The organism is Kocuria carniphila (genome assembly GCF_004136555.1).
Lineage (GTDB): Bacteria > Actinomycetota > Actinomycetes > Actinomycetales > Micrococcaceae > Kocuria > Kocuria carniphila.
On record NZ_NOIT01000021.1, the window covers coordinates 12,017 to 31,192 of the forward strand.

Annotated in this window: 15 protein-coding genes; 9 read left to right on the forward strand and 6 right to left on the reverse strand. The window is 65.0% G+C overall.

All coding sequences use genetic code 11. The features are described 5' to 3' along the window. Positions 1–132: 132 nt before the first annotated feature. The 3 genes from EWV37_RS13955 to EWV37_RS13965 are packed head-to-tail and all read left to right on the forward strand — an operon-like array spanning position 133 to position 3,663. Complete coding sequence (locus EWV37_RS13955) at positions 133–897, forward strand: succinate dehydrogenase cytochrome b subunit (RefSeq protein WP_095798509.1); 765 nt, start codon at positions 133–135, stop codon at positions 895–897. Continuing rightward, a complete protein-coding gene (locus EWV37_RS13960) occupies positions 894–2,852 on the forward strand; it encodes a fumarate reductase/succinate dehydrogenase flavoprotein subunit (protein WP_095798508.1) in 1,959 nt (652 codons plus the stop codon). The genes EWV37_RS13955 and EWV37_RS13960 overlap by 4 nt, the downstream gene beginning before the upstream one ends. Before the next feature lie 58 nt (positions 2,853–2,910). Beyond that, on the forward strand, positions 2,911–3,663 hold the full coding sequence (locus tag EWV37_RS13965) for a succinate dehydrogenase/fumarate reductase iron-sulfur subunit (protein WP_095798507.1): 753 nt from the start codon (positions 2,911–2,913) through the stop codon (positions 3,661–3,663). A gap of 60 nt (positions 3,664–3,723) precedes the next feature. Here the strand turns inward: EWV37_RS13965 and EWV37_RS13970 are convergent, their stop codons facing one another. Continuing rightward, complete coding sequence (locus EWV37_RS13970) at positions 3,724–4,308, reverse strand: LysE/ArgO family amino acid transporter (protein ID WP_129702334.1); 585 nt, start codon at positions 4,306–4,308, stop codon at positions 3,724–3,726. A 239-nt stretch (positions 4,309–4,547) separates the two neighbouring features. Between EWV37_RS13970 and EWV37_RS13975 the strand changes: the two genes are divergently transcribed. Next, a complete protein-coding gene (locus EWV37_RS13975) occupies positions 4,548–5,162 on the forward strand; it encodes a malonic semialdehyde reductase (RefSeq protein WP_129702312.1) in 615 nt (204 codons plus the stop codon). Positions 5,163–5,251: 89 nt separating this feature from the next. Here EWV37_RS13975 and EWV37_RS13980 read toward each other — a convergent pair whose 3' ends face one another. From EWV37_RS13980 to speB, 3 genes are all read right to left on the reverse strand, one after another. Beyond that, entirely contained in the window at positions 5,252–5,758 is a 507-nt protein-coding gene (locus tag EWV37_RS13980) for a MarR family winged helix-turn-helix transcriptional regulator (RefSeq protein ID WP_095798505.1), read from the reverse strand. Positions 5,759–6,099: 341 nt separating this feature from the next. Further along, a complete protein-coding gene (locus tag EWV37_RS13985) occupies positions 6,100–7,275 on the reverse strand; it encodes an aminotransferase-like domain-containing protein (RefSeq protein ID WP_095798504.1) in 1,176 nt (391 codons plus the stop codon). Between the two features lie 2 nt (positions 7,276–7,277). Further along, positions 7,278–8,315 carry an agmatinase gene (gene speB, locus EWV37_RS13990; RefSeq protein WP_095798558.1) on the reverse strand — a complete coding sequence of 346 codons (1,038 nt, stop codon included), beginning with the start codon at positions 8,313–8,315 and terminating at the stop codon, positions 7,278–7,280. 193 nt (positions 8,316–8,508) lie between these two features. On the opposite strand from speB, the gene EWV37_RS13995 reads away from it, so the two are divergent. Both EWV37_RS13995 and EWV37_RS14000 read left to right on the forward strand, forming a co-directional pair. After that, on the forward strand, positions 8,509–9,954 hold the full coding sequence (locus EWV37_RS13995) for a sodium:solute symporter family protein (protein ID WP_129702313.1): 1,446 nt from the start codon (positions 8,509–8,511) through the stop codon (positions 9,952–9,954). Then, positions 9,951–11,579 (forward strand): thiamine pyrophosphate-binding protein, encoded by a 1,629-nt coding sequence (locus EWV37_RS14000; protein ID WP_129702314.1) that lies wholly within the window; start codon positions 9,951–9,953, stop codon positions 11,577–11,579. Before EWV37_RS13995 ends, EWV37_RS14000 begins: the two co-directional genes overlap by 4 nt. A 182-nt stretch (positions 11,580–11,761) precedes the next feature. Here EWV37_RS14000 and fdhA read toward each other — a convergent pair whose 3' ends face one another. Beyond that, the gene (fdhA, locus tag EWV37_RS14005; RefSeq protein WP_129702315.1) at positions 11,762–12,985 is read right to left on the reverse strand and encodes a formaldehyde dehydrogenase, glutathione-independent; all 1,224 of its coding nucleotides are present in this window, start codon (positions 12,983–12,985) and stop codon (positions 11,762–11,764) included. A 211-nt stretch (positions 12,986–13,196) separates the two neighbouring features. On the opposite strand from fdhA, the gene EWV37_RS14010 reads away from it, so the two are divergent. Continuing rightward, positions 13,197–13,619: a hypothetical protein gene (locus tag EWV37_RS14010; protein WP_095798500.1), complete on the forward strand. Its 423-nt coding sequence runs from the start codon at positions 13,197–13,199 to the stop codon at positions 13,617–13,619. A 37-nt stretch (positions 13,620–13,656) separates the two neighbouring features. Next, positions 13,657–16,134, forward strand: coding sequence for an alpha/beta fold hydrolase (locus EWV37_RS15515; RefSeq protein ID WP_165189448.1), 2,478 nt, complete (start codon positions 13,657–13,659; stop codon positions 16,132–16,134). Here the strand turns inward: EWV37_RS15515 and EWV37_RS14020 are convergent. Beyond that, complete coding sequence (locus EWV37_RS14020) at positions 16,091–17,398, reverse strand: acyltransferase family protein (RefSeq protein WP_238663300.1); 1,308 nt, start codon at positions 17,396–17,398, stop codon at positions 16,091–16,093. The genes EWV37_RS15515 and EWV37_RS14020 overlap by 44 nt on opposite strands. A 194-nt stretch (positions 17,399–17,592) precedes the next feature. Here EWV37_RS14020 and EWV37_RS14025 point away from each other — a divergent pair, with 194 nt between their 5' ends. Continuing rightward, positions 17,593–19,176, forward strand: coding sequence for a sensor histidine kinase (locus tag EWV37_RS14025; protein ID WP_129702316.1), 1,584 nt, complete (start codon positions 17,593–17,595; stop codon positions 19,174–19,176).

Here is a 19,176-nt window from a genome sequence, read left to right on the forward strand (position 1 = left end):
CATTGTCACTCACGAAAGCACCTGTGGATACAGCGCGTCATACCCCCAATGCTGAGGACACCCCGGATAAGCTGGGGTGAGAGGTCGCCGGGAGCTGCGTCCGCAGCTTCCGTCTACGAAGCTGGAGCCGCCATGTCAGCACCCGCCCCTGCCCGTCCGAGTGGATCCGCGCCCGTCACGCGCGCCGGTCACCGCAGCCGGTTCTCATCCGTGGCTGCCAAATACATCATGGCCATCACCGGTCTGATTTTCTCGGCCTATGTCCTGGTCCACATGATCGGCAACCTCAAGGTCTATCAGGGCCCCGAGGCCTTCAATTCGTACGCGCACTGGCTGCGTAACGCGTTCTACCCCGTGCTCCCCTACGAGGGTCTGCTCTGGATCCTGCGCGTGGTGCTGCTGGTCAGCGTGATCGCCCACATCGTGTGCGCCCTCATTCTGAAATCCCGTGCTCGGCGCGCCCGCGGCGGTGCCCGCGCGCCCAGCATTCGCCGACGCCGCGGCCTGGGCCTTTCCGTGTTCGCCGGCCGATCGATGCTGGTCACCGGTGTGGTGCTGTTGCTGTTCGTGATCTTCCACATCCTGGATCTGACCACGGGCACCTCCCCCGCGGCCCCGGACGGCTTCCAAGCCGCCACGCACGAATCGTCCTACGCGTATTCGAACCTGGTGGACTCGTTCAGCCGCTGGCCGGCCTCTCTGATCTACATCGTGGCCATGCTGGCCCTGGCCCTGCACCTGCTCCACGGCCTGGTGAGTTCGGTGTACGACCTGGGCATCGGCGTGGGTTCCAAGGCCCGCAACATTCTGGCCGCGGTGGCCCTTCTGGTGGCCCTGGTGGTCGCTCTGGGCAACATCACCATTCCCGTGGCTGTTCTGACAGGACTGATTTCATGAGCTCCCCGTTGACCGACCGCGCCTCCGAACCCCTGGACGGCCGCATTCCCGACGGCGATCCGGCCACCGCATGGGCTCGCCGGAAACTCGATTACAAACTGGTCAGCCCGCTCAACCGGCGTAAGTTCCGCGTGATCGTGGTGGGTACGGGACTGGCCGGGGCGGGATGTGCTGCCGCGCTCGGGGAGCTGGGCTACGACGTCGTCGTCTATACCTTCCACGACGCCGCCCGCCGTGCCCACTCGGTGGCGGCCCAGGGCGGTATCAACGCGGCCCGCGCGAAGAAGGTGGACAACGATTCACTCGAGCGGTTCGTCAAGGACACCGTGAAGGGCGGGGATTTCCGCGGGCGCGAGGCCGATTGTTTCCGTCTCGGGGAGGAATCCGTGCGCGTCATCGACCATATGGACGCGATCGGCGCACCGTTCGCCCGAGAGTACGGCGGGCAATTGCGCACCCGGTCGTTCGGTGGCGTGCAGGTCTCGCGCACCTATTACACGCGTGGCCAGACGGGTCAGCAGCTGCAGGTGGCGGCGTCCCGTGCGCTGCAACGTCAGGTGGGCACGGGCAGCGTGGATCTGCGCACGCATCGCGAGATGCTGGATCTGATCGTCAAGGACGGTCGCGCGCAGGGCGTGGTGTGCCGCAACTTGTACACCGGCGAGATCGAGGCGGAGACCGCTCACGCCGTGGTGCTGTGCACGGGCGGCTACGGCAACGTGTATTTCCGCTCGACGCTCGCGCACAATTCGAACGTGACCGCGGCCTGGCGGGCGCACAGGCGCGGAGCGTATTTCGCGTCCCCGTCCTTCATCCAGTTCCATCCGACCGCGTTGCCGGTGAGTTCGCACTGGCAGTCCAAAACCACGCTGATGAGTGAGTCGCTGCGTAATGACGGACGCATCTGGGTTCCGGCGCGGGCCGGTGACGACCGCCCACCCAACGAGATTCCCGAGGACGAGCGCGACTACTACCTGGAGCGCAAGTACCCCGCGTACGGCAACCTGTCCCCGCGAGACATCTCCTCTCGGGCGGCGCGCGAACAGATCGAGGCGGGCCACGGCGTGGGCCCGCTTAAGAACAGCGTGTACTTGGATTTCCGAGACGCCATGGAACGGCTGGGCAAGCCGACCATCAAGGAGCGCTACGGAAACCTGTTCTCCATGTATTTCGATGCAACAGGTGAGGACCCCTACACCCAGCCCATGCGCATCGCTCCGGGCGCGCACTTCGCGATGGGTGGGCTGTGGAGCGACTACGACATGATGACCTCAGTACCCGGCTTGTTCGTGGGTGGCGAGGCCGGATGGGGCTATCACGGCGCCAACCGGTTGGGCGCCAACTCACTGCTCTCGGCGTGCGTGGATGGCTGGTTCACCCTCCCGTTCTCGGTGCCCAACTTCCTGGCTTCGCATCTCGGGACCGCTCCCCTGTCGCTTGACGACGACGCCGTGCGCGCCACGGTCGACGACGTCAAGGCCCGCACGGAGCAGCTGCTGTCCATCGGTGGAACCCGCGGTGCAGACGACTTCCACCGGCGACTCGGCGACATTTTGTACACGGGTTGTGGAGTGTCCCGGACGGTGTCCGGATTGGAAACTGCCCTCAACGAGATCCGCTCCTTGCGTTCGGAATTTTGGAATGACTTGCGAGTTCCGGGAACGGGGCGGCAGCTGAACCAGGAACTCGAGCGCGCGGGTCGCGTGGCCGACTATCTGGAAATGGCCGAACTCATGTGCCTGGATGCCTTGGACCGCGACGAGTCCTGCGGCGCGCACTTCCGTGAGGATCACCAGACCGAAGGCGGCGAAGCGCAGCGCGATGACGAGAACTGGGCGTTCGTATCCGCGTGGGAGCACGTGCCCGGCACGCCCGAGCACCCGGGCACGCCCATACGGCACGCGGAACCACTGTCGTTCGAGACAGTTCCGCTGCAGACCAGGAACTACAAGTGATGTCCGCCCATGAACGCTTCCGATTCGCGTTGTCCAGCAGCATGCGAGGAGACCGACTGTGAAACTGACCATTGATGTGTGGCGGCAAGCCTCCGACGAAACCGACGGCAGATTCGTCTCGTACACGGTGGACGACGCCGCGGCGGAGATGTCCCTGCCGGAGCTGCTGGATCGACTCAATTCGCAACTGGTCGAGGAGGGTGAAGACCCCATTGCCTTCGACACGGACTGTCGCGAGGGAATTTGCGGCACGTGTGGCATCACGGTGGACGGGATTCCGCACGGTCCGGAGCCGCACACGCCCATGTGCCGTCAGCACCTGAGGTCCTTCTCGGACGGTGCGCATATTCGGATGGAACCGTTCAGGTCCTCTGCGTTCCCGGTGGTGCGCGATCTGGTGGTGGACCGTTCCGCGATGGACCGTGTGGTGGCTTCGGGCGGATTCGTATCCGTGGACGCCGGCACGGCCCCGGATGCGGACACCCGCCAGATCCCGTTCGACATGGCGGAGCGAGCCCTGGATTTCTCGGCGTGCATCGGCTGCGGCGCGTGCATTGCAGCCTGCCCGAACGGGTCGTCGCACTTGTTCACCGGCTCGTTGCTCACTCACCTGGCCACGCTTCCCCAGGGCAAGCCGGAGCGCGGACGACGTGCCCGCGGCGTGGTGGAGTCCGCCGAGGAAGAGTTCGGCCCGTGCTCGGTCTACGGCGAATGCGCAGAGGTCTGCCCCGCGGGCATTCCCCTGTCAGCCATCAGTGCCGTGAACCGTGAGGCTGCCCGTGCCGCCGTGCGGCGGAATCGGGATGACTGACTACTACGCCTCGACAACCGCAGAAGGGGAAAGTTTGACCCCGTGGCCCAGTCCCGATGATTAAACCGCCGGGCTCAGCGCCAACTTTGAGGCAATGGCCAGCATGACCACGCCCACCATGATGTCCACGATGCGCCAGGTCAGAGGGGTATTCAAGACCCGCGAGAGCGCTTTGGCGCCCGCACCCAGTGCGATGAACCAGATGACGGACCCCATGATGGCTCCTGCTGCGAAGACCCATCGTTGATCGCCCTGTTGATTGGCCAGGTTGCCCAGCATGATCACGGTGTCCAGGTACACATGGGGGTTCAACCAGGTCAGCCCCAAGGTCGTCAGGACCACTGTCCTGAGAGACCCACCGCCTTCCTCGGCTGCCTGTAGGCCCTGGGGCTTCATGGCCGAGCGGAACGATTGAATCGCGAAGCCCACCAGATAAATCACGCCACCCCAGCGGAAGATCTCCAGCAACCACGGCACGCGTTCAATCAGGAACCCGATCCCGGCAGTTCCCACGGAAATCAGAAACACGTCCGAGGCGATGCAGATGAGCACCACGGCCCACACGTGCTGACGACGAATGCCTTGCCGCAGAACGAACGCGTTCTGGGCACCGATCGCCACGATGAGGGCCAGCCCGGTCAGCATGCCGGGGATGAAGACGGAAGTCACTCGACAAAACTAGACCCTGCCCCTGACCGGCGGAAACCAGTTGCGGCATGCATAGTCACAAATTACTGCGCGGGCGAGTGCAGGAGTTACTTTCCTTACATCGGGACTACGTCGGACGTTTCCGCCGTTATGCTTTCCGACGAAACAATTTCCCGGGAGGTGTGCGCGTCGTCGGCGTGGGCACCCGAACCGAGAGAACGACGAGAGGACGCTAGATGACTGAGACCGCAACCGCTGATCTGACCGTGGCCATCGACCAGGACGCCGTGGATCGCTTGTTCTGCGATGCCCGCACCGCGAGCCACTTCACGGACGCCCCCGTGACCGATGAGCAGAAGCGCACCATCTACGAGCTCACCAAGATGGGCCCCACCGCGTTCAACTCCCAGCCCATGCGCATCACCTGGGTCGAGTCCCCCGAGGCCCGCGAGCGCCTGGTCAAGCACATGAGCCGCGGCAACCAAGAGAAGACCCGCAACGCTCCGTTGACCGCCATCCTGTCCTACGACGAGAACTGGCACGAGCACTTCCCCGAGTTCCTGCCGGCCGCCCCGCAGATGAAGAGCATGTACGACGAGAACGACGACATGCGCATCACCAGCGGCAAGGCCAACTCCCACATCCAGGTGGGCTATTTCATCATTGCCGCCCGCATCGCAGGCCTGGCCGCCGGCCCCATGACCGGCTTCAACCCGGCCGGCGTGGATGAGGAGTTCTTCGAGGGCACCGGCAAGCACTCCATCGTGGTCGTCAACCTGGGCACCCCGGTTGAGCCCGAGTACGCACGCAACCCGCGCTTCGACGCCGAGGACGTTACCGAGACCATCTGATTCTCAGTACGCAGAAAGCGAGCCGGACCCGCCATTGAGGCGGGTCCGGCTCGTTTTGTCTTCGGCGCAGATCATGCGTTGAATCCAGATCAGTCCCGGCGAACTCCCGGGCGGGGCTGGTGCTCCCCCGTCATACCGCCGCGCGGGCTGGCGAGTTTCTCGAGAACGGGCATGGCGGCGTCGAGCGCGGCCAGTTCTTTGTCATCCAGCCGCGCAAGAACCTTGGCAACCACCTCGTTGCGGTGGCGATCTTCTGCCGCGATCACGTTGTGGCCGCGGCGCGTGAGCTTCACGAGAACAGCGCGAGCATCGGCAGGGTCTGGCTGACGCTCCACCAGGCCGGACTTCATCAAGCGGTCGACGCTCTGCGTTGCGGTAGGGGTACGGACTCCGAGGTTCGCTGCAATAGTCGTCATGCGGACCCCGCCGTCTGTCAACATGGACATGAGGCTGATCTGCTGACTGGTGAGTTCCCGCGTGTTGTCCATCCGCCGGAGGAAGAACACTCCGTGACGAAGCGCCGTTCGTAGTTTCTCGGCACTTTCGAGGGGCGCACGGCCCAGGGACTGGCTCTCAACATCGGGAGTCTTATCCATAGTTAGTTAAGCTAACTTATTCTGCGGAAAGTAGCAAGTTCCCAAGGGGGCTCGTGCGGTCTAGATTGTGGCCATGACCTCGCACAGCAGATGCTATTTCGACACCTTCATCACCGTCTCGCCGGACAGCGCCGCCACCGCGGGTGAACCGGTCACGGTTAAAGCGGCCATGCGATCCAAGAAGCGCTGAGTGAGGAAAGTGCAAGCAGGAAATCTCGTGGGAGGGAAGTGTTGAAATCGACGAAGATTCCAGCATTTCCCTCCCCTAAGCCTTACTGCCTGCAGTTCCCTCACACCAGACTCAAGGGTCCGGTGAATCGCGGTGGAGGTGGCGGTCTGACTTACAAAATCTGCGCCAGCCGCTTCACACCTTCCCGGATGCGCACGGGCGAGACACCGGAGAACGCGAGCCGCACGGCGTCGGAGGGACGTCCGTCCGAGTAGCACGCGGAACCCGGCACCAGAACGACTCCCTGCTCGATCGCGTCCCGCAGCAGATCGTCCTTCTCCGCCAACCCGGGCACCTTGACCCACGTGAAGAAGCCACCGGTCGGCTCGGTCCAGTCGGCACGCTCGGGCATGAACTCCTCCAGCGCTGTTTTCATGGCCTCCCACCTCTCCCGGTAGAACTCCACGGCCCGGCCCAGTGCTGGTTCCCACTGCTCCGACCCGACCCACGCGGTGACCAGCGACTGCGCCAGATTGGACGGGTGGATCACCACGGATTCGGCGGCGATCTGCAGCCGCCCCCTGACTTCCGGGGGTGCCACGAGCCATCCCACGCGCAGCCCCGGGGCAAAGATCTTCGAGAAGCTGCCCAGGTGAATTACGTGTTCCGGGTCCATGCCGTGCATCGATGGCAGCGGTCCGGAGCGGTCGAAGGACAACAGGGCGTAGGGATCGTCCTCCACGATCATCACGTCGCGTTCGGCGCAGACACGCACCAATTCACGACGTCGCTCGGTCGGCATGGTCACGCCGGTCGGGTTCTGGAAGCTCGGGATCACGTACACGAACGGAACCCGTTTGCCCTCCGCAGCCAGCTCGTCCAACGCGGTGGCCACGTGCTCGGGATCCAGTCCGTGGTCGTCGAGCTCCACATGCCGGACGTCCACCTCGTACGCGCCGAAGACTCCCAGCGCGCCCACATAGGTGGGACCTTCCGCGAGGATCACGTCACCGGGATTGCAGAACAGCTTGGTCACCAGATCCAGCCCGGCCTGCGATCCCGTGGTCGGAAGCACGTCAGCGGCGGTGATGTCCGAACCACCCCGGGACATGAGGTGCACGACCAGGTCTCGCAGCGGCGTCGTCCCCGCGCCGGAACCGTACTGCAGAATTTCCCCGGCCCGTTCGGCCAACAGGGAGGAAGCCAGCGCGCCGATGTCCCCGCCCGGCAACACGGACAGATCGGGATTGCCGCCTGCCAGTGAGACCACGGACGGGTCCATAGCGGTTTCAAAGACGGCGCGCACCGGCGAAGGCCGGAACTCCGCCGCGCGTGATGCGAATTCCATGGTCACTCCCCCTCGCCGTAGCGTGCGCCGGAGATGCCGTACGCGGGGCCGTCCGGAGCGGCGTCGGGACCCAGGCTGATGAGCGTGATCAACTCGTAGACCACGTGAGCAGCGGCGATGCCGGTGATCTCGGCGTGATCGTACGCGGGGGCGACCTCCACGACGTCGCACGCGACCACGTCCAGACCGCGCAAGCCACGCAGGATCTCGAGGACCTCGCGGCTGGTCATGCCACCCGCCTCGGGAGTACCGGTGCCAGGTGCGTGGGCGGGATCCAGGACGTCGATGTCCAAGGACACGTAGAGCGGGCGGTCGCCCACGCGCTCGCGCAGGGCCTGGACCACGGCGTCCACACCGGAGCGCATGACGTCCGCGGAGGAGACGATCTCGAAACCGAAGGACGAATCATCCTCCAAGTCCTTGGTGCCGTAAAGGGGACCGCGGGTTCCCACGTGCATGACGGCGTCCGTGTCGATAATGCCCTCTTCGAACGCGCGGCGGAACGGCGTGCCGTGCGTGAACTCTGCACCGAAGTAGGTGTCCCACGTGTCCAGGTGCGCGTCGAAGTGCAACAGCGCGATCTTGCCGTGCCGCGAATGCGCGGCACGCATCAGGGGTAGCGCAATGGTGTGATCGCCGCCGATGGCCACGATCTTGGTGTCCGAACCCATCAACTCGAGCGCGCCGGTTTCAATGGCCGAAATGGCGTCCTTGATGTCGAACGGGTTGCCGACCAGGTCGCCGGCATCCGCGACCTGCAGGCGCGCGAACGGCGAGTGGTTCTGAGCCGGATTGTAGGGGCGCAGCAGCCGCGAGGATTCGCGCACGTGATTCGGCCCAAAGCGCGCGCCGGAACGGTACGACACTCCGGAATCGAACGGGATTCCCACCACGGCAATGTCCGTGTGATCGACCTGGTCCGTGCGCGGTAGTCGGGCGAACGTGGCAGGCCCCACCCACCGCGGAGTGAGCGCCGCATTGACCGGCCCCACGCGTTTTTGCCCGTCAGCCGTGGTTTCCACGATGCGTTCCGGTTCCACGGATTCTCCCTTCTTCCCGAGGATCGCTCGGGACACCACACGCTCCGGGGGCAACCAGGATGTGGTCGGCTCGGAGACCCGGCAGTGATATTTTTTGTGACCTAGTGCATAAACCCTATGCCCTGTACCCGTTTCGCGAGATCAACCCCTCACGCAACAGCTGCCCCCGCCATCTCTCGAGGAGAACCCCTTCATGAATGTGCTTGTCATCGTGCTGTACCTGGTGGCCATGGTGGTCATCGGCCTGTGGGCGGCACGCCGAGCCAAGACGGCCACGGACTATCGCGTGGCCGGCCGTCGACTCGGCCCCGGTCTGTACACCTCCACCATGGCGGCGGTCGTTCTGGGTGGCGCGTCCACCGTGGGCGGCGTGGGTCTGGGCTACCAGTACGGCATTTCGGGCATGTGGCTCGTGGTCGCGATCGCCACAGGCTTGGCGGCGCTGAGTCTCTTCTTCGCGGGACGCATCCAGTCGCTCAAGGTCTTCACGGTCTCGCAGATGCTGCAGTTGCGCTACGGCGACCGCGGCGGTGCGAGCGCCTCGTCATTCGTGATGCTCGCGTACACGCTCATGATTTCCGTGACGTCCACGGCCGCGTACGCCTCAATCTTCTCGGTGCTCTTCCCCATTTCCCGCCCCTGGGCCATCCTGCTGGGCGGTGCCGTGGTGATCGCCTACTCCGTGCTGGGCGGCATGTGGTCGATCACCCTGACCGACCTGATGCAGTTCGTGTTCATGACCATCGGCATGTTCCTGATCCTGCTGCCGTTCTCACTCTCCGCCGCCGGCGGCATCAACGGGCTGACCGAACGCCTGGACGCCACCTACTTCGACTGGGGTTCCATGGGCTTCCAGGCGATCATCACGCAATTCGTGGTCTACGGATTTGGCATGCTGATCGGCCAGGACATCTGGCAGCGCGTGTTCACCGCCCGCTCCCCGCAGGTCGCGCGCTGGGCCGGCCTGGGCGCGGCCGCCTACGTTGCGCTGTACGGCGTGGCGGGTGCGCTGATCGGCACCGCCGCGGCGGCCGTACTGCCCAACCTGTCCGTTCCGGAAGAGGCGTTCGCCGCCATGGCACAGATGCACGTCCCCGCCGGCCTGGGCGGTGTGGTGCTCGCTGCCGGCGTGGCGGCCATGATGTCCACGGCCTCCGGCGCAATGATCGCGGCCTCCACAGTGGCTCGCGTTGACGTGATCCCCACCCTCAAGGGCCTGTTCGGAGCTTCTCATGACGACGTCGCTCGCGCCCGCTCCGAGGACGCCTCCGTCTTCAAGGACCGCGTCTACGTGGTGGTCGTGGGACTGCTGGTCACGTTCATCTCCATGCTCGTCCCATCCACCGTGGTGGCCCTGACCATTGCGTACAACGTGCTGGTCGGTGGCCTGTTGGTCGCCATCCTGGGCGGTCTGATCTGGAAGCGCGGCACCGCCATCGGTGCCGCGCTCTCCATGGCCGTGGGCTCTCTGGTCACCCTGGTGTCGATGGCGGTCTTCGGCGTGCTCGCCAACGCCCCCATCTACCTGGGCCTGTTGTCCTCCGCGCTCGTGTACGTGGTGGTGTCGCTGCTGACCAAGCGCACCTCGGCCGAGATTTCCACGGAGTGGTCGGAACGGATCAAGGAGGCCAAGTCTTGAGCGAAAACCCAGGCAACCAGGCGACGTCGTACCCCCAACGCACCGTGGCCCGAGCGGTCCTCGAGACCCTGCGCGGCTACGGGATCGACACCGTGTTCGGCATTCCCGGCACCCATTCTCTTGAGTTCTACCGGCCGCTGCGCGAGCTGGGAATCCGAGCGATCACCACGCGGCACGAGCAGGGCGCATCTTACGGCGCGGACGGCTGGTCGCAGGTGCGCGGGTTGCCCGGCGTGGTCATCACGACCTCCGGGCCGGGGCTGCTGAACTCGCTGTCCGGCGCGGCCACCGCGTACGCCGAATCGCGCCCCATGATCCTGCTGTCACCGGGCCGCCCGGTGGGTCAGGACTTCCGGGACATCGGTTCGCTGCACGAGACCAAGAACCCGTCCGCCGCGGTCAACGCGATCGTGGGTCAGTCCCGCCGTGTGACGTCCGGGACCGAGGCCGTGACCATGATTCACGACGCCATGCGCGACTTCGCCCATTCCCGCCCCCGGCCCATCCACATCGAGATTCCGCTGGACATCCTCGAGGGCCCGGCGGACGTGCCTGCGTCCGCGACGGCCCCGCGTCCCCTGGGAGCGCCCCAGCCTGCACCGGCGTCCGACGTCGCCGCGGCGGCTGCTGCTCTCGCCGCAGCTTCTCGTCCGGTCGTCCTGGCCGGTGGTGGCTCGTTGGCCGCGGGTTCTCAGTTGTTGGAACTGGCCGAGCTACTCGAAGCTCCCGTCATCACCACAACCAACGGCAAGGGCGCGATTCCGGAGAAGCACCGGTTGTCCCTGGGCGCGGATCTGAGGTTGACCACGGCACATTCATTCCTGCGCACCGCCGACGCGCTCTTGGTCATCGGCTCCAAGGTGGGCGAGGCCGAGCTGTGGGGCGGCGACATCACACCCCAGGGGCCGATCATCCGCGTGGACATCATGCGCGACCAAATGCTGTGCAACCTCACGCCGGACATCGAGGTACCGGGCAACTCGGCCGCCGTGGTGGCGCAGCTACTGGAGGCCTTGCGTGCGGACGATGGGAGCGACGTCGGCGATCGAGAGGCACCGGACCTACGCGAAGTCTTCGACGCCATGGACAACGAGGGGCGCCAGTGGGCGCCCGACCTGGCCGCGCTCAACGAAACCATCATGGACGTGGTCCCGGACAACACGATCATGGCCGGCGACTCGTCCCAGGTGACGTACATGGGATCCACCACGTTCTTCCGCGCACCCACCCCGCACTCGCTGCTGTACATGGGCACGTACGCGACGCTGGGTTACGGCCTGCCCGCCGCGATCGGCGCCAAGTTAGCCGCACCGGACCGCCCGGTGGTGTGTCTACTGGGCGACGGCGCCCTGATGTTCAGCATCCAGGAGCTGATGACCGCGGTGGAACTCGAGCTGGATCTGCCGATCATCTGCGTGGACAACGGCGGGTACGGCGAAATCCGACAGGGCATGGTCGACCGTGACATCGACCCGCTGGCCGTGGACCTCAAGCAGCCGGACTGGGTGCAGCTCGCGGAATCCTTCGGCGCGACCGGGTTGTCCGCGACCATGGACAGCCTGGCCTCCACCGTGGAACAGGCGCTGAGCATCTCCGGGCCGAGCCTGGTGCACCTGCGGATCTGAGGCCGGGCCCGGGGCGCAGCCTGGTCGACATTACGACCACCTGCCAACACTGCCCGCAAACTGATTGACGTTAACGCCTTGAAACCCGGAAATCCGGGTCCCAAGGTCGATCAGATTGCGAGGTGGCGCACGCAAGGGTCGTAACGTCGATCAGCGTGCGACCGCGAGGTTCTGGCGGCTCCCTATGCCGCAGACGCCCCCAGGTATCCGTTGGGATCCAGAACGAACTTGGTGGCCGCGCCGTGGTCGAACTCGGCGTAGCCCTTGGGCGCGTCCTCTAGCGGAATCGCCTTGGCGTTGACCGCCTTGGCGATGTGGATGCGGTCGTACAGGATGGCCATCATCAGCTGACGGTTGTACTTCATGACCGGACACTGACCAGTGGTGAAGGCCAGGGACTTCGCCCACCCGGTGCCCAACGACAGTGACAGGGAGCCCTTCTGCGCGGCTTCGTCGATACCGCCCGGATCGCCGGTGACGTAGAGCCCCGGGATACCGAGTTCACCACCGGCCCGGGTGATCTCCATGAGGGAGTTGAGCACGGTTGCGGGCGCCTCTTCAGCATCCTTGCCGTGGCCCTTCGCCTCGAAACCGACAGCGTCAATGGCACAGTCCACCTCGGGCACGCCCAGGATCTGCTCGATCTGATCCTGCGGGTCGCCTTCCGTGAGATTGATCGTTTCGCACCCGAAGCTGCGCGCCTGCGCCAGGCGGTCATCGTTCATGTCAGCCACGATGACCACGGCCGCACCGAGCAGCAACGCCGACGCCGCCGCGGCCAGTCCCACGGGTCCCGCGCCGGCGATGTAGACCGTGGAACCAACCGTCACTCCGGAGGTCACGGCACCGTGAAACCCGGTGGGCAGAATGTCCGAGAGCATGGTCAGGTCCAGGATTTTCTCAAGGGCTTGCTCCGGGTCCGGGAACTTCAACAGATTCCAGTCCGCATAGGGCACCAGCACGAACTGCGCTTGACCACCTACCCAGCCACCCATGTCGACATACCCGTAGGCGGAACCGGGGCGATCCGGATTCACATTGAGGCAGATGCCGGTTTTGCGTTCCTTACAGTTGCGGCACCGACCGCAGGAAATGTTGAACGGGACGGAGCAGATGTCGCCGACTTTGATGAATTCGACGTCCGGCCCCACTTCAATGACTTCACCGGTGATTTCGTGGCCCAGGACCAAATCCTGAGGCGCCGTGGTTCGACCGCGCACCATGTGCTGATCGGAACCACAAATGTTGGTGGCGATGGTTTTCAGAATGACTCCGTGGGGGACTTTGCGCCCCACGTTGGCCGGATTCACACCCGGACCATCCTTGAGTTCGAACTCCGGATAAGGAGTGTCGATGACTTGAACCTTGCCTGGACCTTCGTAAGCAACGGCTCGATTGTCGGCCATGACGGATCATCCTCCTGATGAGCTACGCATGTGCTTCTAAGTGACTTGGATCACATAAGGTCCACTTCATGCTAGCAGTCACGTCCGCGGTCCCGGCGGCCTCATGCAAACGTATTGAGGCATCGCTCCTAGTTGGGTAACACTTGACGAATTTGCCTTCACAAACGCGAACAGTGCAGACAAAGGCATGGATGTCGGTCATGGTTAATTCATGAACCGTCCGTTCACATCCATTCTTGAGAAGATTCTCAACTTCCGCAGTAGCGATCCAGAGGTGTTCCTGGTCTTCCAACAGCACCCGGAGTCTTCGGATGCTCCGCTCGTGGCAGTGACCCGCACCGAGTTCGATGCACGCTCCATCGAAAAGCAACAACTCTCTGTTCGCCCCACGTACCGCGTCATGTGGGAACGGTTCACCGTTCCGGACGCGCCCGCCGTGGGGGACGGCGATCAGCTCTTCATCGTGTTCGAGGGCAAACGGACTCGCCACTCCCACGTCTCCGCGGATCGCAATCCGGCACCCCTGGGAGTCTTCGCCACAGAGAAGGCTGCCCGTGAGGTCAAGGGAGCCAAGTACCTCCGCACAGTGACAGTCGGCTGGCAAGACCTCAGCGTATGGGACCACCTGGACTGATCATGTAAATCGCAGGAACACTTGCTATTCATGAACCATGTCCACGGACGCTGAGCACTTCGACATCCTGATCATCGGCGCAGGTCTGAGCGGAATCGGTGCTGCGTGCAAACTCCGGCAGGAGCATCCGCACAAGACCATCGGCATCCTGGAATCCCGTGATGCCACCGGCGGCACGTGGGATCTGTTCCGCTACCCGGGGGTGCGTGCGGATTCGGATCTGTACACCTTCGGGTACGAGTTCCGACCGTGGACCGGACCGCAGTCCATTGCCGAAGGCCCCGCCATCCTGCAATACATCCGCGACACCGCTCACGAATACGGCGTGAACGAGCTGATCCGCTTCAACCAGCGCATGGTCGCTGCCGACTGGTCCTCCGAACACAGTCACTGGTGCGTCACCGCGGAACGCACCGCCCGGGCGGCGCCCACGCAAGGTGACAGTGCGGCGTCGTCGGCGAGTAATGAACCGAGCGGGACGGGCAAGTATCGGGAGGTCACCGCAACGTGGCTGTTCAATGCGACCGGTTACTACCGCTATGACCAGCCGAACGAACCCGACATCACGGGACTGAGGCAGTTCGGCGGCACCGTGATCCACCCGCAGCTGTGGCCCCAGGACACGGAGGTGACGGGCAAGAACGTGGTGATCATCGGCAGCGGCGCCACCGCCGTCACCCTGCTTCCGTCGCTTGTGGAGCGGGGCGCGAACGTGACCATGGTGCAGCGCACGCCCAGCTACATCATTCCCGTCCCCAAGGAGAATCAGCTGGCCAAAGCGCTCAAGCCGAGACTCGGTGAGGAGCGGACCTCGCATCTGGCGCGCGCGGTGGCCACCCGCCAGCAGCGGTTCCTGTGGAAGACCAGCAAGATCGCGCCGCACCTGGTCAAGGGCGCAATTGCCGCGGTCAACAAGTCGCAATTGCCCGACGACGTCTCCGTGAAGGAACACTTCAACCCGCCCTATAAACCGTGGGATCAGCGCGTGTGCGTGGCACCGGGCGGGGATTTCTACCGCGCCCTCAAGTCCGAGGCGGGACACGTGGTCACGGGCACCATAGACGAAATCACCGAGACCGGCGTGCGCATGGAGAGCGGTGAGGACATCTCCGCGGACATCCTGATCACCGCCACGGGATTCAACGTGTTGTTGTTCGGTGGGGCCCGCTTCAGCTTGGACGGCGTACCCGCGGACCTCACCGAGAAAATCGCCTACCGCGGGGTGATGCTGAGCGACATGCCCAATTTCGCGTTCGCGATCGGGTACACCAACGCGTCCTGGACGCTCAAAATCGGTTTGCTCGTGGATTGGTTCTCGCGCTTGCTCGCACACATGGACGGAATTGGCGCCGCCTCCGTGCGACCGCTCGCGCCGGAGGGCCTCAAGACCAAACCACTACTCGACTTCGACGCCGGGTACGTCCAACGCGCCCTGGACGGCCTCCCCAAGCAAGGCACCCGCAGCCCATGGCTCATGTCCATGAGTTATCTGGCGGACCGTCGCGAACTTCGGTCCCGGCCCGTGGTCGACGAGTTCTTGCGGTTCGACGACGCCGCCGCCCCCGTTCTCCAGGAACTGCCCACCTTGCTCGCGGGGCCGGGAGATTCGGGCGCGGAGGAAATCATTGATCTCGGTGACGGCCGCACCATGTGCGTTCGCATCGATGGGCCCGTGGACGGCCCCGCGGTCATCATGATCACCGGCCTGGCCTTCGACCTCACCGCGTGGCCCATCTCGTTCGTGAAGTCCCTGGTCACAGAGGGGTTCCGCGTGGTGCGCATCGACAACCGGGACGAGGGCAGGTCCTTCCGTGCCACCTCCAAGGCGCCCTCCGCGCGACAGTTGCTGAGCGGCGACCTCCCCGAAGACCAGTACACCGTGGAGGACATGAGCGAAGACGTCGCGGACACCATGCGAGCGCTGAACATCGAGCGAGCGGACCTGATCGGTTTCTCCCTGGGCGGGATGATCGCGCAATCCTTGGCCGCTCATCATCCGCAGCTGGTGCGCCGGCTCGTCTCCATTTGTTCAACCACCGGCGATCCCGAAGTCGGCACCACCGCGACCTCCACCGCCGCGATGCTGATGCTCCCCGGAGCGCCCAATCGTTCCGTGTACATCAGGGGCCGCACGATCATCGGACGGCACCTGGCGGGGCCGGGGTACCCCATCGATGAAGCCTACGAGGCCCAGTTGGCCGCGGCCCACTGGGATCGATCGCTCAACCCGCACGGCGAATCGGCGGCCATGCGGCGTCAGATCGGAGCGATCCGTGCGTCAGGAAACCGTGCGGAGGTGCTCTCGGACATCACCGCGCCCACACTGGTGATTCACGGTGACAAGGACAAGATCGTGCGCCCTGATGGCGGGCCCGCGACCGCGGAGGCCATTCCGGGTGCCACGTTCATCGAGATCCCCGGCATGGGTCATCAGTTGCATCCCGCGCTGATGCCCACCCTGCTCGGGTACGTCAACGAACACCTCGTGGCCCCGGCACAACGCCCCACTTCATGATGACCAGGCACACCACGGATCCCGCAGCACCCCAGAGCACCAGGGCCGGAGTCAACAGAGTGACGATCTCCAGCAGCGGCGGGACCACCGCGCAAATCAACCCGACGAGGACGGCCAGCGGTGTCAGCCGTAGCTTGCCCCACGGCTTGGCCGAAGCTCGCTCCACTCGGAGCAACGCCGTGGCCACGACCAGCACGGCCACCCAGCACAACACAGCGAGCGGGATCCGCAACAACCACCACTGCGCTGAACCGGGAACCGGATCGTAACCGCCCGCGAAGAACCACGCGGCCATCACCAGGATGATCACCGGCAGGTGCCACAGGTAAATGGTCATGGCACGGGTTCCCACCACATACGTGACCGCCTGAGCGGGCCGCCAGTGCATGAGTCGGTTGAGGGCCGGGGTGAACACCTGCAGCAGGCACGCTTGGGCCAGCCCCAACAACACCATGCACACCGTGGGCGGGTTCAGGTTGGTGAGCATGTCCGGGGCATAACGCCCTGAGAACACGCACACGGCCAGCAGCGCGTAGCAAGCGGCGACGATCAGAAGCAGCGTGAGCGTGCCGCGGGTCGCAAACCATCCGTCCGCCCGGAAGAACCCGAGTTGCTGAATGAGCGGCCACACGAACAGCATGTTCAGCAGCCCCCACCACTGCTGATCCGTGGCCATCCGCAAGAGATCCACTGCGACCACGCACGAGAGCAAGAACCAGCACCACACCCAGCCCATGCGTTCGTGCAATTCCAAGAAGGCGGGCGCCAGCGCTTGCGCGATCAGATACGCCGCCAAGAACCACAGGGGCATTCCCATGCCGGACAGCGCGAACGTCACGAGCTCTTCGCCTACCCCGAGCGCCAAGGCCGCCATGGCGCTGATCGCGAAGACCAGCCACAGCACGGCCGCCGGTTGCATGAGTCGCAGCGTGCGTTCCCGCACGTATTCCGCCGGTGCGGCTCCCCTGGCTCGACGCCGCCGCAGCGCCCCCGCCGTGGCTACGCCGCCCACCACGAAGAACAGCGGCATGACCTGCAGGATCCACGTGGCCCACCAGTACCAGGCCTGTTCCTCGGGGACCAGCACGGAAACGAGTTCGCCGGTGTCCGGATCCGCAGTGAGAGTGACCATGAGCAAATGAATGAACACCACCGCGATCACGCATCCCACGCGTGCAGCGTCCGAGGCGAGGTCACGGTCCGCGAGCGCCACGGAGCCATTGGCCCGGGTGGGGGCGGAGTGGGTCTGAACGCCGTCGCTCATGAGCATCAGTGTATGCAGGTACACACGTGTGTTGGAGGAAGCCGCGCGTTGGTGGAGTGAGATGACGCCGCCCGCTTCGACTTCACTGGCCGCCTCCAACGCGAGCCCGAACGCCGGAGGTGGGGAAAACCCCACCCCGACTCGGTGGCTAGCTCTGGCGCGGAAAACAGGGGCAGAACCGTAGCGTTATGGACATGACCACTCCAGACCCGCGCCCGACTCCACCGTGGGAACCCACGGAAGCGATTCCGGCAGACACGCAGCACACCCGCCCCTTGCCGCCGCACGGAACTCCGCAGCCGCCACAGCCGCCGCAGTCTCCGGCTCCTTCACGCGGCTCTTCTACCGTCTCCCAGGACTCCGTACGCGAGTGGAGCACCTTCTCTCCCAAGACCATGTTCTTCGGAGCCACGGACCTGGTCATTGACGCACTACTGAACTTCTTCTGGATCATCGTGATCGGCACCCTGATCTTCACGGGTGTCGCCATGATCCCCGCGGTGGGTCTGGGCCTGCTGGTCCTGGCCGGAACCGTGTACGTGATCTGGGCGGCGGTGTGGCTGGAACGGCGGCGCTCGGCGTCGTCGTTCGGCCTGGACCTGCGTGACCCGCAGCGGCGCCGCACGCCGCGCACGGACTGGGTGCGCGTTCCCCACCAACTGTGGTTGGACGCGACCGACAGCTCCATGTGGCTGGGTTTCCTGCACCTGATCCTCACGTTCATCCTGGGTGCGCTGGCCGTGTTCTCGCTCGTGACCATTGGCGCGGGCATCGTGGGCGCGTTCTCGCCGCTGTTCGCTCCGGAGAACTCCATTGCGCAGCGCTTCTTCACCCCGGTTCAGGGGTGGCCCGAATGGACCGGCGTGCTGGCAAGCATTCTGGGCCTCCTGATCGGCGTAGTCCTACTGGCCCTGCTCACCCTGGCCCACCGCGGCCTGTCCGCTACCCTGCTGCGGATGAGCGAGTCGGCAGCTCTCCGCCGCGAGGCCGCCGAGGCTCGCCGCCAGGTCGAATACGCGACCGAGGCCCGCGAATCCGCGGTCCGCGGCGCCCACACCGAACGCTCCCGCATCGAACGCGACCTGCACGACGGCGTTCAGCCCCAGCTGGTGTCGGTGGCCATGAACCTCTCGATGGCCAAGTCGCGCATCGACACCGACCCCGCCTACGCCAAGGAACTCGTGAGCGAGGCGCACGGAACCACCAAGGCCGCTATCACGGAGCTCCGCCGCCTGGCGCGCGGTTTCCACCCGGCGGTTCTGGAGGATCGCGGGCTCGACGCCGCCATCTCCGCGGTTGCCGCTCAGGCCCCGTTCCCGGTCAACGTGAACGTGAACGTCCCCCGACTGACGCCCGAGACCGAGGCCGCCGTGTACTTCGCGGTCTCCGAGTCCCTCACCAATGCCATCAAGCACTCCGGTGCCCGCACCGCTGACGTGGCCGTCTCCATCCAGGACGGTGACATCCCAGGCACCTCCACCGTGGTGGCGGGAATCCGCGACTACGGCCGCGGCGGCGCACGGGTGGTACCCGGTGGTGGCCTGTCCGGCATCGAAGACCGGATCCGCTCCGCGGGCGGCCAGTTCTTCTTGAACTCCCCCACGGGTGGGCCCTCCGAGGTCATCGTGCAGCTCCCGCTGAACACACCGGCTCGCACCGGCACCAGCGCCAACGCCAACCAACCGGACCGTCACGACTCCGACAGCAACGAGTCCGACCGCAACGTGCGGTCGGGCAGCCGGGCCGCGAGCGACGTCGTCGAAAATCAAGGAGCGTGA

What these genes read in the sequence shown, in the direction of transcription:
- EWV37_RS13955 (WP_095798509.1), top strand. Translation starts at nt 133, where the DNA reads ATGTCAGCACCCGCCCCTGCCCGTCCGAGTGGATCCGCGCCCGTCACG.
- EWV37_RS13960 (WP_095798508.1), top strand. Translation starts at nt 894, where the DNA reads ATGAGCTCCCCGTTGACCGACCGCGCCTCCGAACCCCTGGACGGCCGC.
- EWV37_RS13970 (WP_129702334.1), bottom strand. Translation starts at nt 4,308, where the DNA reads ATGCTGACCGGGCTGGCCCTCATCGTGGCGATCGGTGCCCAGAACGCG.
- EWV37_RS13975 (WP_129702312.1), top strand. Translation starts at nt 4,548, where the DNA reads ATGACTGAGACCGCAACCGCTGATCTGACCGTGGCCATCGACCAGGAC.
- EWV37_RS13980 (WP_095798505.1), bottom strand. Translation starts at nt 5,758, where the DNA reads ATGGATAAGACTCCCGATGTTGAGAGCCAGTCCCTGGGCCGTGCGCCC.
- EWV37_RS13985 (WP_095798504.1), bottom strand. Translation starts at nt 7,275, where the DNA reads ATGGAATTCGCATCACGCGCGGCGGAGTTCCGGCCTTCGCCGGTGCGC.
- EWV37_RS13995 (WP_129702313.1), top strand. Translation starts at nt 8,509, where the DNA reads ATGAATGTGCTTGTCATCGTGCTGTACCTGGTGGCCATGGTGGTCATC.
- fdhA (WP_129702315.1), bottom strand. Translation starts at nt 12,985, where the DNA reads ATGGCCGACAATCGAGCCGTTGCTTACGAAGGTCCAGGCAAGGTTCAA.
- EWV37_RS14010 (WP_095798500.1), top strand. Translation starts at nt 13,197, where the DNA reads ATGAACCGTCCGTTCACATCCATTCTTGAGAAGATTCTCAACTTCCGC.
- EWV37_RS15515 (WP_165189448.1), top strand. Translation starts at nt 13,657, where the DNA reads ATGTCCACGGACGCTGAGCACTTCGACATCCTGATCATCGGCGCAGGT.
- EWV37_RS14020 (WP_238663300.1), bottom strand. Translation starts at nt 17,398, where the DNA reads ATGAGCGACGGCGTTCAGACCCACTCCGCCCCCACCCGGGCCAATGGC.
- EWV37_RS14025 (WP_129702316.1), top strand. Translation starts at nt 17,593, where the DNA reads ATGACCACTCCAGACCCGCGCCCGACTCCACCGTGGGAACCCACGGAA.